The 13,156-nt window shown below is 63.0% G+C and carries 16 protein-coding genes; 7 read left to right on the plus strand and 9 right to left on the minus strand.

Annotation, left to right across the window (positions count from 1 at the left end):
• Window positions 1-116: 116 nt before the first annotated feature.
• From AC1XDK_RS03710 to AC1XDK_RS03720, 3 genes are all read right to left on the minus strand, one after another.
• The gene (locus AC1XDK_RS03710; RefSeq protein WP_483348418.1) at window positions 117-2,051 is read right to left on the minus strand and encodes an AMP-dependent synthetase/ligase; all 1,935 of its coding nucleotides are present in this window, start codon (window positions 2,049-2,051) and stop codon (window positions 117-119) included.
• A gap of 83 nt (window positions 2,052-2,134) precedes the next feature.
• Entirely contained in the window at window positions 2,135-3,052 is a 918-nt protein-coding gene (locus AC1XDK_RS03715; protein ID WP_483348419.1) for an MBL fold metallo-hydrolase, read from the minus strand.
• A complete protein-coding gene (locus AC1XDK_RS03720; RefSeq protein ID WP_483348420.1) occupies window positions 3,052-3,333 on the minus strand; it encodes a hypothetical protein in 282 nt (93 codons plus the stop codon). The genes AC1XDK_RS03715 and AC1XDK_RS03720 overlap by 1 nt, the downstream gene beginning before the upstream one ends.
• Window positions 3,334-3,815: 482 nt before the next feature.
• On the opposite strand from AC1XDK_RS03720, the gene serS reads away from it, so the two are divergent.
• Window positions 3,816-5,171, plus strand: a complete 1,356-nt coding sequence (gene serS / locus AC1XDK_RS03725) for a serine--tRNA ligase (protein WP_483348421.1) — start codon at window positions 3,816-3,818, stop codon at window positions 5,169-5,171.
• A 178-nt stretch (window positions 5,172-5,349) separates the two neighbouring features.
• The gene (locus AC1XDK_RS03730) at window positions 5,350-6,075 is read left to right on the plus strand and encodes a helix-turn-helix domain-containing protein (protein ID WP_483348422.1); all 726 of its coding nucleotides are present in this window, start codon (window positions 5,350-5,352) and stop codon (window positions 6,073-6,075) included.
• Between the two features lie 55 nt (window positions 6,076-6,130).
• Here the strand turns inward: AC1XDK_RS03730 and AC1XDK_RS03735 are convergent, their stop codons facing one another.
• The 4 genes from AC1XDK_RS03735 to AC1XDK_RS03750 all read right to left on the minus strand — a co-directional run bounded on the left by AC1XDK_RS03735 (window position 6,131) and on the right by AC1XDK_RS03750 (window position 9,217).
• Window positions 6,131-6,595 (minus strand): hypothetical protein, encoded by a 465-nt coding sequence (locus tag AC1XDK_RS03735; RefSeq protein ID WP_483348423.1) that lies wholly within the window; start codon window positions 6,593-6,595, stop codon window positions 6,131-6,133.
• Window positions 6,596-6,602: 7 nt separating this feature from the next.
• Window positions 6,603-8,213 (minus strand): sodium:solute symporter family transporter, encoded by a 1,611-nt coding sequence (locus AC1XDK_RS03740; protein WP_483348424.1) that lies wholly within the window; start codon window positions 8,211-8,213, stop codon window positions 6,603-6,605.
• Entirely contained in the window at window positions 8,210-8,770 is a 561-nt protein-coding gene (locus AC1XDK_RS03745) for a hypothetical protein (RefSeq protein WP_483348425.1), read from the minus strand. Before AC1XDK_RS03745 ends, AC1XDK_RS03740 begins: the two co-directional genes overlap by 4 nt.
• Window positions 8,771-8,890: 120 nt before the next feature.
• The gene (locus AC1XDK_RS03750) at window positions 8,891-9,217 is read right to left on the minus strand and encodes a nuclear transport factor 2 family protein (protein WP_483348426.1); all 327 of its coding nucleotides are present in this window, start codon (window positions 9,215-9,217) and stop codon (window positions 8,891-8,893) included.
• A 259-nt stretch (window positions 9,218-9,476) separates the two neighbouring features.
• On the opposite strand from AC1XDK_RS03750, the gene AC1XDK_RS03755 reads away from it, so the two are divergent.
• Window positions 9,477-9,980 (plus strand): DUF367 family protein, encoded by a 504-nt coding sequence (locus tag AC1XDK_RS03755; protein ID WP_483348427.1) that lies wholly within the window; start codon window positions 9,477-9,479, stop codon window positions 9,978-9,980.
• A gap of 51 nt (window positions 9,981-10,031) precedes the next feature.
• Window positions 10,032-10,181: a 50S ribosomal protein L40e gene (locus AC1XDK_RS03760; RefSeq protein WP_483348428.1), complete on the plus strand. Its 150-nt coding sequence runs from the start codon at window positions 10,032-10,034 to the stop codon at window positions 10,179-10,181.
• A 63-nt stretch (window positions 10,182-10,244) separates the two neighbouring features.
• Here AC1XDK_RS03760 and AC1XDK_RS03765 read toward each other — a convergent pair whose 3' ends face one another.
• The gene (locus AC1XDK_RS03765) at window positions 10,245-10,790 is read right to left on the minus strand and encodes a GNAT family N-acetyltransferase (RefSeq protein WP_483348429.1); all 546 of its coding nucleotides are present in this window, start codon (window positions 10,788-10,790) and stop codon (window positions 10,245-10,247) included.
• 79 nt (window positions 10,791-10,869) lie between these two features.
• The gene (locus AC1XDK_RS03770) at window positions 10,870-11,535 is read right to left on the minus strand and encodes an MBL fold metallo-hydrolase (protein ID WP_483348430.1); all 666 of its coding nucleotides are present in this window, start codon (window positions 11,533-11,535) and stop codon (window positions 10,870-10,872) included.
• 81 nt (window positions 11,536-11,616) lie between these two features.
• Between AC1XDK_RS03770 and AC1XDK_RS03775 the strand changes: the two genes are divergently transcribed.
• From AC1XDK_RS03775 to AC1XDK_RS03785, 3 genes are all read left to right on the plus strand, one after another.
• The gene (locus tag AC1XDK_RS03775) at window positions 11,617-11,796 is read left to right on the plus strand and encodes a DUF5786 family protein (RefSeq protein WP_483348431.1); all 180 of its coding nucleotides are present in this window, start codon (window positions 11,617-11,619) and stop codon (window positions 11,794-11,796) included.
• Between the two features lies 1 nt (window position 11,797).
• On the plus strand, window positions 11,798-12,361 hold the full coding sequence (locus tag AC1XDK_RS03780; protein ID WP_483348432.1) for an endonuclease dU: 564 nt from the start codon (window positions 11,798-11,800) through the stop codon (window positions 12,359-12,361).
• Between the two features lie 100 nt (window positions 12,362-12,461).
• Window positions 12,462-13,049: a uracil-DNA glycosylase gene (locus AC1XDK_RS03785; protein ID WP_483348433.1), complete on the plus strand. Its 588-nt coding sequence runs from the start codon at window positions 12,462-12,464 to the stop codon at window positions 13,047-13,049.
• The last annotated feature ends 107 nt before the right edge of the window (window positions 13,050-13,156 follow it).

The raw sequence follows: 13,156 nt of genomic DNA on the forward strand, positions 1-13,156 counted from the left end.
TCCCTCGATAGATTGAATGTGGTCGTTTGTCATATTTTGTCCCGAAAGGGTGAACCCGACGCGAGGGTGTTAGCTCACGGCACGCGGCCGGTCGGCCCGGCGCGGGAATTCGACCGTCAGTCGGCGTAGATGGCCTCGATGTCGTCGGCGAAACGGTCGAGGATGTTGCGCCGTTTCTTCTTCATCGTCGGCGTAAGGAGGTCGTTTCCCTCCGTGAACTCGATGGGGACGAGCCTGAACTGCTTTATCCGCTCGTAGGATTCGAAGCGTTCGTTGATGCGCTCGACTTCCGCTTCGACCCACTCGTACACCGTGTCGTTCCGGCACAGGTCGCGGTCGTCGTCCGGGAGGGAAATACCCTCGCGGGCGGCCCGTTCGCGGACCTCCTTCACGTTGGGGACGATGAGCGCGCTGACGAACTTCCGACCGTCGCCCATCACCATGCACTGTTCCACGACGTCGCTGGCGGCGAAGGCGTCCTCGATGGGGCCGGGAGCGACGTTCTTGCCGGTCGAGAGGACGAGGAGTTCCTTGGCGCGTTCCCGGAACGCGATGTAGCCGTCGGGGCGGATTTCGACGATGTCGCCGGTTCGGAACCACCCGTCGTCGGTGAAGGCCTGCTCCGTCTCCTCGGGTTTGTTCCAGTAGCCAGCGGTGACGTTCGGCCCCTTGACGAGGAGTTCGCCCACCTCGCCCGCCGCGTCCGAGAACGCCTCACCGACGACCGACCCGTCGACTGTCACCTCCTCGTCCACGACGGGGTAGCCGATGGTTCCGATTTCGGGCGCTTCGGGCGGGTTGACCGAGATGACGGGGGCGGTCTCCGTGAGTCCGTAGCCCTCGAGGATGGGCAACCCCATCCCGTGATAGAGCGCGCACAAATCGGCCGAGAGACTGCCGCCGCCGCTGATGAGGAACTCGATGTTGCCGCCGAGTCCGTCCTTGACCTTGTCGAAGACGAGTTTGTTGGCGAGCAGTTTTCGCGCCCGGAGGCCGACGCTCGGCGAGTCCGCCTCGTGATACGCGACGCCCACGTCCGTCGCCCAGTCGAAAATCCGGCGCTTCGTATCGCTCTCATCGGCCTGTGACCGAATGGCGTCGAAAATCCGTTCGTAGACGCGGGGGACGCTGGTTCCGGTGGTCGGTTCGACCGCCTGGAAGTCGTCCTGCAGCGTGTCGGGGCTTTCCGCGTAGGCGACCGTCGCCCCGGCGGCGAACATCATGAAATGACCCGCGGTTCGCTCGAAAACGTGTGCGAGCGGGAGGAACGAGACGGCTCTCGAATGTCGGTCGATGACGGGGACCTCCTTGTCCGGTCGGGGACCGAACCGTCGGTAACACTGGTTGACGTTCGACCGGAAGTTCCAGTGGGAGAGTTTCACGCCCTTCGGTTGGCCCGTCGTTCCGCTGGTGTAGATGAGCGTGGCGAGGTCGTCCACCTCGCGGGATTCGAGCCACGATTCGTACTCGTCGAGGTCGAAGACTTCCACACCACGGTCGTAGACCTCGGCGAGCGTGAAGAGGTCGTCGCGGTCGTATTCGCGCGAAAGCGAGTCCATCACGACGATGAATTCGAGGTCGAGGTCGTCTTCGACCTCCAAGACGCGCTCCAGCAAATCCTCGTTTTCGACGACGACGCCCGTTGCCTCGGGGTCGCCGAGGAGGTACCGAACCTGCGAGACGGAGGAACTTCGATACACGGTCGTCACGACGGCACCCGCCGCGAGCAGGGCGAAGTCAGTCTGCGCCCACTCCATGCGCGTGTCGGCGAAGATACCGATTCTGTCGTCGGACCCGACGCCGAGGTCACGGAACCCGGCGGCGAGGTTGCGAACGATGTCCCGCATGGCCGCGTACGAAAGCGACCGAAACTCGCCGTCCGGTGCCGCCGGAAGCACGGTTTCGGTGAGCGAACGGCGATACACGCCGCCCTTGTACTGCTGTGCGGGGCGGTTTTCGTGTCGCTCGGCGCTGTCCTCGAACATTCTGGACAACGTCGTCCGCTCGATAACCGGGTCGGTGAACTCCTTCTCTCCGTCACGCCACTCCATACCCCTCACTAGCGAGTTATCACCCATTAATGTAGTGTAGAACGATGCGAAAGTTTATTTGGGTTGTTTCGGTTTTGCGCGTTTCACAGACCGTCGTTGGTATCGAGGTAGTGAAGAACGCCACGGGTGTTTAACACCGCTTCGGCGCGCGCCTTCCGCTCTCCCCACACGTCGTCCATGTCCTGTTCCTCCACGAAGTGTTCGATTATCTCCTCGTCGTCTTCCTTCGCGGCGCGTTGGGCGTCCACGGCCGCGACCCACTTCGAGAGGACCTCACCGTACTCGTCCATCGCCGCGTCGGAGTACTCTCGCGGGCCGAAGTGCGTGTAGAGGAGCGTCCCCGGCGCGAGTTCGCGGATGGTCTCCACGTCGTCCAAACACTGGTCCAAATCGAAGTCCGTCGGCGGCGACGTCTCGTGGATTTCCGCGACGCTCGGCACCCAAATCCCGGCGGCGTCGGCGGTGAACACGGCGTCGTTCGCCTCGTCGTAGAATATCGTCTGGTGCGGCGCGTGCCCCGGCGCGTGGATGACATCCAACTCGTGACTCCCGCAATCGATAGTGTCCCCGTCCGCCACCTCCACGATGCGCTCTTCGGGGACGGGTTTCGGTTCGACGTAGAACTCCCACTGGTCGCCGACGGCCTGCTTGGTCCCCTTCACCAGATACTCGGGGTTCACGAGGTGGCGCGCGCCGATTTCGTGGATGTACACGTCCGCGTTCGGGCACTCCTCTGCGAGAAAACCCGCACCCCCCGCGTGGTCGAGGTGGACGTGCGTCGGTGCGATGACCGCGACATCCTCCCGCGCGATGTCTAACTCGTCCAGCGCGTCGAGGATTGCCTCGTAGTTGGTTCCGATGCCCGTCTCCACGATGGCCGGTCGGTCGGTGTCGAGGACGTACACCGCGCCGTAGGCCTCCGTGTCGTACATTCCGGTGTCGAGGTAGTACAGGTCCGAGCAGTCTCCCGTCGTGACTTCCCGTAGGTCGCCGATTGCCATTACCGTACCTCGCGTGGGCAGACGGGAAAAACGATTCGCGTTCCACGTGCTTCGTGCTTGACCTGCGAGGGCGTTCTCGTTTCATCGGACCGGAGGTTACTCGCGTCGGTTCCGCGTTTCGAGAGACTGCTGGCGGCGCCCATATCCGCATCCGCACCGCCGGTGTCCCCACACCTCCCCGCCAGCGCGGCAGTGCGCTCGCCGTTCGCGGCGCTCACGCCTCGCGGACACGCGCTGGCGCAACCTGCCAGAAGCGTAATCCAGCGAAGCAATGAGGACATCCGACGTGCGCGATACTGACCGAACGATATCGGCGCGTGCGCCAGCAACCCCGAGGACGAAGTGTCCTCGGGGTTGGTTGGTTACCACGCGAGGGATGAGCGAAGCGAATCGGTTGGGGAGGACGTGGCTGTCGCGGTGCTGTGCGGTCGCGGTGTCCGGGTGGATTGAAAGGGGCCACCCGCTCGCGCGCTTGCATGGTCGACTCGCCGACCCCTCTCGGCGAGGCACGCGGTTTGTGCCGGGTCGAGATGTTGGCGAGCGATCGCGAGCGGGTGGGGGCTTTCGGGGACTTCTTATCGATGTCGTTGGGAGCGTTGGCCACGGGTTTCCCTCGTAGCGAGCGTGGCGGGGGCGTTCGAAGTCTGCTTCTCGGTCGTTACACTCGAAGTGGGAGAAGAGCCACCACGACGCGAATACCCTGACACATCGTCTCGATATAGCGACACGGTTTTTTGCAGGGGTGTTGAAACCCGAGTCAGGAATGCTCGACAGGAAGTTTATCCGGGACCACCCGGACGAAGTTCGGGAGGGGCTCGAAAACCGCGGCGACGACGTGGATTTGGACGGCTTTCTCGATTTGGACGCCGAGTGGCGCGAACTGAAGGCACAGGGTGACGACCTGCGCCACGAACGAAACGAGGTCAGCCGAAGCATCGGCGAGTTGAAACAGGAAGGCAAGGAGGAAAAAGCACAGGAAGCCATCGAACGTTCGAGCGCGGTGAAATCGGAGTTGGAGGAGGTCGAAGCGAAGACGAGCGAACTGGAGGAGGAATTAGAGGAGCGAATCCTCGAAATTCCGAACGTGCCACACGAGAGCGTCCCGGTCGGCGAGGACGAGGACGACAACGTGGAACAGCGACGGGAGGGCTTCGACGACCTGCGCGACCTGCCCGCGGACGTGGTTCCGCACTACGACCTCGGCGAGGAGTTGGACATCATCGACGAGGAGCGGGCGGCGAAAACCACCGGGAGCGGCTTTTACTTCCTGAAGGGCGACGGGGCGCGACTGGAACACGCCATCATGCAGTTCATGCTGGACGTCCACCGCGAGCAGGAGTACGTGGACATCTTCCCGCCGATTCCCATCAACAGCGACTCGATGACGGGGACGGGCCAACTGCCGAAGTTCGCCGAGGACGCCTACAAAATCGAGGGCGAAGACCTCTGGCTCTGTCCGACCGCGGAGGTGCCGGTGACGAACATGTACGCCGGGGACATCCTCCTGCGCGACGACCTACCGCTGAAACACCAGGCCTACACGCCGAACTTCCGGCGCGAAGCGGGTGAACACGGCACCGAAACGCGCGGTATCGTGCGCGTCCACCAGTTCAACAAGGTCGAGATGGTGAACTTCGTGGAACCCGAAGGGAGCTACGAGCGCCTCGACATCCTGTTGGACGAGGCCGAGGAAGTCCTGCGCCGCCTCGAACTGCCGTACCGGGTCCTCGAACTCTGCACCGGCGACCTCGGGTTCAAGGCGACCAAGCAGATAGACCTCGAAGTGTGGGCACCCGGCGACGACTTGGACGACGGACCTGAGGAAGGCGGCCGCTGGCTCGAAGTCTCGACCGCCTCGAACTTCGAGGACTTCCAATCCCGACGGGCGGGCCTGCGCTACCGCCCCGAACGCCACGAATCGACCGAATACCTCCACACGCTGAACGCCTCGGGACTCGCGCTGCCCCGCGTCATGGTCGCCATTCTGGAGTACTACCAGAACGACGACGGCACGGTGACGGTTCCCGAAGCGCTCCGACCGTACATGGGCGGTACGGAAGTCATCGAGGGCCACGAACCCGTCGGCGAGAGCGCGCTCGGGTCGGGCGAACGCGAGTAAGGACCCGTCGCGTGCGAAGCGCGACGCACCACGACACGCGGTTCGTTTTTCGATTCGTGGAGTTTTCTGGGAACACGGGAACGGGAACTGACGACCCGTCACGAACGTGACCGAACGGATTTAGGATTCAAAAGGCAAGCACCGGTATTTATTTCCATAACGAACGATGAGTTGGGATATGATTTCGGTAACGATGGACATGGTGCAGTACGACTGTCCATACATCGACGTGACGGACGAGACGGACGTCTCGTTTCACACCATGCACTGGGATTTCAACGCCGCCCAGCAGAAGTTGGAGACGAGGATTCTCGTACAGGGGGACGACCGCGGCGCGCTGACGAACGGCCTGTCCGCATTGCAGGACCACGACCGGATGTTGGAGTTCGAACTGCTCTCACGCAGGGGCGATACCGCGGTCATCAAGTCGTTCATCGGGCAGACCAACGCGATGCGGACGATTCGAAAACACGACGGCTACATCACCGGCCCGTTTCGAATCAGGGACGGAAGCGAACTCTGGAGCGTCGGGTTCGACTCCGCCGACAACACCGACAACGCCCTCGCCGAGTTGGAGACGGGAAACGACTTCAGCGTCGAGAGCCGAAACGCCACGTCGTTCGAGGAGTACCTCGACGTCATCCAACACCTCGGAGCGGCCAAAAACGTCCTCGACGGCTGTCGTGAGCTGTCGAAAACGGAGCGTGAAACCCTCCGAACCGCCGTCGACGGAGGGTACTTCCGAACGCCGCGGGACGCGAACCTGGGCACGTTGGCCGAGGAGTTCGACGTTTCGAAGACGGCGGCGTCGAACAACCTCCGACGGGCGGAGGCGAAGGTACTCGAACGCGTCGTGGCCTCGTTCCCCGAAATCGAGTCCGAGGAGTTGTTGACACCCGAGTAGCCGACGAGAAATCCGGACTCCCGAAATCGACGAAAAATCGAATCCGAATCCGAAATCAGAACAACCCGTCCGCCGTTTCGACGGCAACGTCGACGTGCGAAAGTCGGGAATCGTTTTCGAGCGCCTCCACGTCGTCGACCTGCGAGTCCGCCGTTTTCGTCGCCGAGAGTTCGAACGAAGAGGATTCGCCGTCGGTCCACGAAACCGTCAGTTTCGCCCGCCGGAACAGGGTACCCTCTCGCAGACGAATCGACCGAACCGAATCGAGCGGAACCGCGAAGTTTCGCTCGCTGAACGAAAGGACGCGGTCCGGGGTGGCGTCCGAAACCTCCTTCCGACCGCGTTCGCCCGTGTCCGCCCGCAACAGCATGGATTTGAACGACTCGCCGACGAAACACCAGACGAGTCGCTCGTCCGTGACGAGGAGGTCCCAGTACTCCATCGACGTTGGTCGCTGGCGGAACCACCCGGAGAGGTGGGCGATTCGCGTTTCGTCCTCGCCGTCTCGTGTCTCTGTCATGCTCATTCTATCCCTCCAGAAGGAGGGCGATGTCCTCCGGAACCGTCTGCCGGTCCTGTGTTAGTATCGAGACGCCGATGAAGAGTACGATTGCGACGAGGAGCGCCACCGTTCCGACCGGAAACGAACCGGGGAAGGGATAGAGGTTCGGAACGGTCGTCGCAATCCACTCCGCGCCGGAGACCACGAATGTCGGAAGCGAATCGTCCATCCCGGCGACGACATCCGCGATGCTCGGCACCGCACTGTAGAACAGGTTGACGCCCAACCCGCCGAGGAGCGCGGCGATAGCCCCCTCCTTCGTCGCGCCCTTCCAGTTCAGGCCGAGGGCCGCGATGGCGAAGAACGCCGCCGCGAAAAAGCCCCAACCGATGGTCCCGAGGATGCCGACCAACGTCTGCGAGTAGAAGACGATGAGCGTCGAGGCGATGGTCAAGCCCGCCAGCGCGGCCTGTGTCACGCGAAGTTCGGTCTTGTCGTCTTCGATGGGGCGGCCGAGTGCCCGTGGGATGTCGCGGGACACCGCCGCCGCACCGATGTTGAGGAACGAGTCGCTGGTGCTCATGATGGCAGCGAGCAGGGCCGCGAGGATGAGTCCGGCCACGACGCCGGGCGTGTGTTCGAGGACGAAAACCGGCCCGACGACCGACGCGCTCTTCGGGGCCGCGGTCTGGCCCGCCTCGACCATGGCGCGCATCGACAGTCCGGTCGAGAAGGCGAGGAGGCTCGAAATCGCGTACGTCGCCGCCGCGATGGGCGCGCCCCAGCGCAGGATTTTGAGGTTGCGGCTCATGTAGAACTTTGTGACGAGGTGTGGCTGTCCCGCCGCGCCAACGGAGAACAGAATCCACCACCCGAGCGCCGTGAAGATGGTCGCCGCGGGTGCGCCCATCGCACCGAAGGGCGAGACGAACGCCGGGTCGGCGGTGGCGAGGTTGCGCGAAATCGACCCCATGCCGCCGCCGAACGACAGCGCGAAGGCGAAGACGAACAGGGAGCCGACTATCATCGTTATCGCCTGCACGAAGTCGGTCCAGACGCCCGCTATCATGCCGCCGAGCATGCTGTAGAGCAGGAGGATGAGCGCGCCGATGAGCAGGCCCCACATCACCGGGAGGCCGAAAATCGCGCGCATGACGTACTGGAGCGCGGCGAGGTTCGTCGCCAGATAGGCCATGACGCCGACGATGACGGCGACGGCGGTGAGACCGCGAACCCACGCGCTCTCGTATCTGACGTACATCCCGTCGGCGAGCGTCATCACGTCGCGGATGTCCGCGAGCAGGCGCATTCGTTTCGCCAGCAGCACCCACGTGATGACGAACCCGAGCGGCGCGGTGAAGAAGATCCAGAGCGCCGTCGTCCCGAACGAGTAGACGAGTTCGGGACCGCCGACGAAGCCGAACCCGGACTGAATGACCGAGAACGCCGTCAGCGCGAGGACCCACGTACCGATGCTTTTCCCGGTGATGAGGAAGTCCTCGGTGCTCTCGGTTTGCATGTAGCCCCAGACGCCGATAGCCAACACGACCAGCAGATAGGCACCGCCGAACAGCAGGACGTACGGGCTGTCCGTGACCGGAATCTCCTGTAGGGGGACGAAAGGCATAGGACTCATCGCCGGTCGCCTCCGTCCGTCTGCGGCGACTTACCGCCGGGTTCACCGTCGCTGGCGTCACCGCCGTCGGGTTCCGTTCGGGCGACGGACAGCGGGAACTGCTTTCCCCGCTGGACCCGCCGCACGTCGTCCATCAGGTCGTCGACCACGTCGTCGCTCCCGATGTCCGGGAAGACGAAGGCGTAGTAGAGCGCGCCGAGAATCGGAAGCAACCAGAGGAAGACGAAGTACGAAAGCGTCGACGTCGGAAGACCGAGGAGGTACGTGTAGTCCGTCACGCCCGGATGCCATTGCAGCCATATCAGCGTGAATCCGGCCGCGAACACCACCGCCAATCCGACTACCAACCCCGTGTACGGGGTGAGGTTCAGTTCGCCGTCGTTTCGCTCTACGGCGGCCGCAGCGAAGTTCGCCACGATGAACAGCGCGGCACCGTAGGAGAACAGCCGATACGACCCGGTCGCCGCGGCGACCAACAACGCGACGGCCAGTACGGCTATCGTGCCCATGACCTTGTTCCGCTTGCCTCGTTTCGCCGACGTTCGTGATGATGCCATCAAGTGTGCAACAGGGTACCAAATGTCGAAAAGTGACGGGTTGATATGTAAACAACGTCCGGGTACTGATTTTTCACCGGACGCTCCGGACGGTTTCTACGATTTTCGGGGGAGGGGCGACTATCGTGTTTGCGTCCGAATCCGCGTGATTTGACCCTCCTCGATGGTGAACACGTCCTCGAACCCGAACATCTCCTCGCCGTCGGCATCGAGCAAGCAACCCTCGGCGGCCGCGGTGGGTCCGTTTTCCTCGACCCGCGAGAGTTCGTGACTCGTCTCCTTGTTCGGGCGGTCGTCGCTCATGAACGAGACGAGGGTGTCGCGCCCCTCGATGGTCCTGTCGGGGCGGTCGTGTACGACGTCGGGGGCCAACAGTTCGGCGAACGTCTCGTAGTCGTGTGCGTCGATGGAATCGTAGTACGCGCGAACGACCACTTCGGGGTCCATACGCGGGAGAACGTGGAGGACCCTCTTTATCCCCTCGGCGGACGGTATTGAGTTCTCGATAGGCCATGGAATGAATTCGAGGTCGCTATAGCGGTCATATAAACGGCTATAGCGCCCTCGCAGTTCAGTCAGGATGCCGGAGGAATCCGGTACGCCTGTACGACAGAGGAACTGTTTCCATACGGCTCCGCACGGCACCGCATCCCCCGCGGAGCCTTCTTCGCGCCACTTTTCACCGAGCCACGCCAACCCTCGTCCAGTGAACCTCCACGTCCGCTACGAGGGTGATGACGACCCGAAGAAGTGTACGGCGCGGAAACTCGCGCGGTTCGACCTGACCGAACTCCATCGGTCGACGCGGGCGACGCCGTACGGAATCGTGCTCAATCCGCACGCGGAGCAGGCACTGTCACCCGCCGACCGCGCCGAAACGGACACGCTCGTCGCCCTCGACTGCTCGTGGGAGAGCGCCGAGAAGGCGCTCTTCGGGATGCCCGGACTCCACCGGGCGTTGCCGTTTCTCGTCGCCTCGAATCCCGTCAACTACGGGAAGCCGTTCCAGTTGAACACCGTGGAGGCGTTCGCGGCGGGACTCTGCATCCTCGGGGAGCGCGAACAGGCGGAGGAGATACTGTCGAAGTTCCGCTGGGGGGAGACGTTCCTCGAACTGAACGCGGAACCGCTTCGCCGCTACGCCGACTGTGCCGATTCGACGGAGGTCGTCGCAGTCCAGGGGGAGTATCTGGACGCCGGGGAGGAGTAGCGACGCGGCAACTCAATAACGTTTAAACGCGCGGGGAAGCAAACGCACCGTATGGCCAGTTTCGACGCAGCAGAGAAACGAACGCTCGAGAAGATGATTTGCATGCGCTGTAACGCTCGCAACCCGCAGCGAGCGGACAAGTGCCGCAAATGCGGCTACAACAAGCTTCGCCCGAAGAGCAAGGAAGCGCGCAGCGCGTAAGCGGTCCGTCGGTTTTTCTTCGAATGGCACACGTTCCGAGCGGCGCGTTTCCCGGTGTCCGACCTATTCGCCCCGCCCGAACCACTCGTCTTCGAGGACCGCGTAGAACTCGACGTCCACGTACTCGCCGTCGAGGAATTCGGATTCGACGTGGGTCGCCTCGTGGCGGAAGCCGAGTTTCTCCCAGATACGGGCGGAACCGACGTTGCCCGAGAACACGCGGGCGATGACGCGGTGATGGCGGCGCTCGCGGAACGCGAAGTCCGTGATGAGGCGACTGGCCTCTGTGCCGTATCCCTCCCCCCAGAACTCCTCGGCGAGCAGGATTCCTATTTCGGCGTTCACGCCCGTGGGGTCCTTCGGGTGGAGACCGATGGACCCCATCGCTTGACCGTCGTGGCAGATGAGGAGGTGGACGTGGTCGCTATCGCCGTCGGAGGCGCGCTCTTCGTACCACTCCCGTTCCTGTCCGCCGTTGATGGGCGAACGGCTACCGAGGAACCGACGGACGTTCGGCGCGTTTATGGTGTCCTGCAGGAAGTCCAAGTCGTCCTCTTCGACCGTTCTGAGTTCGATTCGGTCGCCGCGTAGGAAAACGGGTCCGGGCATACTTCGAACACTGACTAGCTGCGAGAAAAGGACTCGTGAAATATGATACCATACTACAATTAAATCGGATATTCCGAAGTTACTCGGGATACTTCGGTTCGCGTTTCTCCGCTCGCTCTAAGGCCGTCTCGATAACGTCGCGCACGTCGCCAGAACGGTCCTGCCGTTCTGACTGGCTCCCGAGAGCGTGGCTCTCGGGAACATCTCCGTGGAACTCCTCGCCGTGGCCGGCGTACATGTGTTCGACGGAGTCGGGCATCCGGTCGAGGATTTCGCGGATGCTGTCGATGAGTTCCTCGCGGGACTGGCCCGCCATGTCGGTGCGTCCGAAACTGCCGTAGTCGAACGCGCCGTCGTCGTGAACCACGACGTCGCCGCTGAAGATGGTCGAATCGCTGATGAAGGCGAGGTGGTCGTCCGCGTGGCCGGGCGTGTGGACGGCCTCGAACTCCTCGTCGCCGATTCGAACCGTGTCGCCGTCGGCGATGGGACCGTCGCGGCGGGAGTGTGGCCCGTACGCGAGGAGGTCCGCGTCGAACGCGTCTAGCACGTTATCGAGTTGCGCGACGTGGTCGCCGTGCTGGTGAGTGAGGACGACTGCGTCGAGCGTGTCCGTGTGCTCGCGGATGACGTCCACGACGCCTTCCATTGCCCCGGCATCGACGAGAATCGAACGGTCGCCGAGGACGAGATAGGCGTTACAGGTGAACGTCTCGGCGTCGGCAGTGACGGTGATGACTTGCATATCGGGGGATTTCGGGCCTTCTACCAAAATTCTGACGGGCGGCGAGCGTTTTTAGTGTGCGAAGCGCATACTATGTATTGTATGGGCTTCGGGAGCTACGACGAATCAGAACAGGAGAACCAGGAGTATAGCGCGGATTTAGACGACGACAGCGGCGTTGCGACGTCGGAACACAAACACGAGGGAAGCGTCGATTTCGAGATTGGGGCATCGAACGACGAACTGTTGGACCGACTCGACGAGATAAAAGACGAAGAGTAGCGTGAAGTCCGGTGTTCGAGCGCTGGGGGTCGCGGAATCGTATCGCCGCGACACCAGCACGCTCGCTGGCGTCGTCACCCGCGCGAGCAGGGTGACTGACGGGTTTGTTTTTGGGAACTGTACGGTCGGTGGAACGGATGTCACCGACGGGATTATCGACCTCACGGAACGACTGGACCGCGAGGACGTCCGCTACGTCTTCGTCGGCGGCATCGCACTCGCGTGGTACAACGTAGTGGATATGCATCGCCTCCACGAGGCGATAGACCGCCCGGTCATCGCCGTCACCTTCGAGGAGAGCGACGGCCTCCGCGACTCGCTCGAAGCCGAGTTCTCCGGCGACGAACTGGACCGACGGCGGGAGACCTATCGAACCCAACCGCCGCGGCGCGAACTCGCCGTCAACGACGAGACTGTGTTCGTCCGGCAAGTGGGTCTGAGCGAGGGAGATGCCCGCGATGTCGTCCGGGCGTTTACACCTGAAGGCGGACGCCCCGAACCGCTCCGCGTGGCGCGATTAGCCGCCCGCGCCGCGGACGAATGGCGCGGCGAGACGGACCACTGAGTCGGGAGGCCCGAAATGCGGCGCAACCATCGACTTTCTCCGGTCGATTGTCGGGACGTAGGCCGAGGATACTTAATGTATTCCGCCCGTTCGAGCGAGCATGGGAACGATGGAGGGACTGGACGTGACCGACTGTACGCGCTGTCCGGCGCTGGTCGAGTGCCGGAGTCGAATCGTCAACGGCGTCGGACCCGAAGACGCGGACGTACTGTTCGTCGGGGAAGCGCCCGGCGCACAGGAGGACGACCAAGGCGAACCGTTCGTCGGCAGGAGCGGGTCCGTGTTGGACGACAAACTTCGCGACAAAGGACTGTCGCGAGCGGACGTTCGAATCACCAACTGCGTGCGCTGTCGGCCGCCGGAGAACCGCGATCCGACGAAAGAGGAACTCGGCAACTGTCGGGAGTATTTAGAGCGGGAGATCGACCTCGTGGACCCCGACGTCATCGTCACGCTCGGGAAGGTGCCGAGCCAGCACGTCCTCGACCGCGACGTGGCCGTGACGAAGGAATCCGGGTCGATAGAGACGGTCGAACTCGGCGGGACGAAACGCGACGTACTCGTCTGTCTCCACCCCGCGGCGACGCTCTACGACAGGAGTCAGGAATCGACGTTCGAGAGCGCCCTCGACAAGGCGGCGACGATGGCGGGTGCGAACGGCGGGCAGTCCAACCTCGGCGATTTCTGAGCGGACAAGGGAGACGGACTTCGACGACGCCGTGGCTACGGGGTCGGACACGGACCGCGAGAAAATGACGACTGAATCGGCGGGCCTTTCTCTTCGTCACCTACGAG

It is taken from the genome of Haladaptatus sp. HS23 (genome assembly GCF_056892285.1).

Bases quoted from the DNA above. Each gene is read 5' to 3' on its own strand.
- AC1XDK_RS03710 (WP_483348418.1), bottom strand. From the start codon at position 2,051: ATGGAGTGGCGTGACGGAGAGAAGGAGTTCACCGACCCGGTTATCGAG.
- AC1XDK_RS03715 (WP_483348419.1), bottom strand. From the start codon at position 3,052: ATGGCAATCGGCGACCTACGGGAAGTCACGACGGGAGACTGCTCGGAC.
- AC1XDK_RS03720 (WP_483348420.1), bottom strand. From the start codon at position 3,333: ATGTCCTCATTGCTTCGCTGGATTACGCTTCTGGCAGGTTGCGCCAGC.
- serS (WP_483348421.1), top strand. From the start codon at position 3,816: ATGCTCGACAGGAAGTTTATCCGGGACCACCCGGACGAAGTTCGGGAG.
- AC1XDK_RS03730 (WP_483348422.1), top strand. From the start codon at position 5,350: ATGATTTCGGTAACGATGGACATGGTGCAGTACGACTGTCCATACATC.
- AC1XDK_RS03735 (WP_483348423.1), bottom strand. From the start codon at position 6,595: ATGACAGAGACACGAGACGGCGAGGACGAAACGCGAATCGCCCACCTC.
- AC1XDK_RS03740 (WP_483348424.1), bottom strand. From the start codon at position 8,213: ATGAGTCCTATGCCTTTCGTCCCCCTACAGGAGATTCCGGTCACGGAC.
- AC1XDK_RS03745 (WP_483348425.1), bottom strand. From the start codon at position 8,770: ATGGCATCATCACGAACGTCGGCGAAACGAGGCAAGCGGAACAAGGTC.
- AC1XDK_RS03750 (WP_483348426.1), bottom strand. From the start codon at position 9,217: ATGGACCCCGAAGTGGTCGTTCGCGCGTACTACGATTCCATCGACGCA.
- AC1XDK_RS03760 (WP_483348428.1), top strand. From the start codon at position 10,032: ATGGCCAGTTTCGACGCAGCAGAGAAACGAACGCTCGAGAAGATGATT.
- AC1XDK_RS03765 (WP_483348429.1), bottom strand. From the start codon at position 10,790: ATGCCCGGACCCGTTTTCCTACGCGGCGACCGAATCGAACTCAGAACG.
- AC1XDK_RS03770 (WP_483348430.1), bottom strand. From the start codon at position 11,535: ATGCAAGTCATCACCGTCACTGCCGACGCCGAGACGTTCACCTGTAAC.
- AC1XDK_RS03775 (WP_483348431.1), top strand. From the start codon at position 11,617: ATGGGCTTCGGGAGCTACGACGAATCAGAACAGGAGAACCAGGAGTAT.
- AC1XDK_RS03785 (WP_483348433.1), top strand. From the start codon at position 12,462: ATGGGAACGATGGAGGGACTGGACGTGACCGACTGTACGCGCTGTCCG.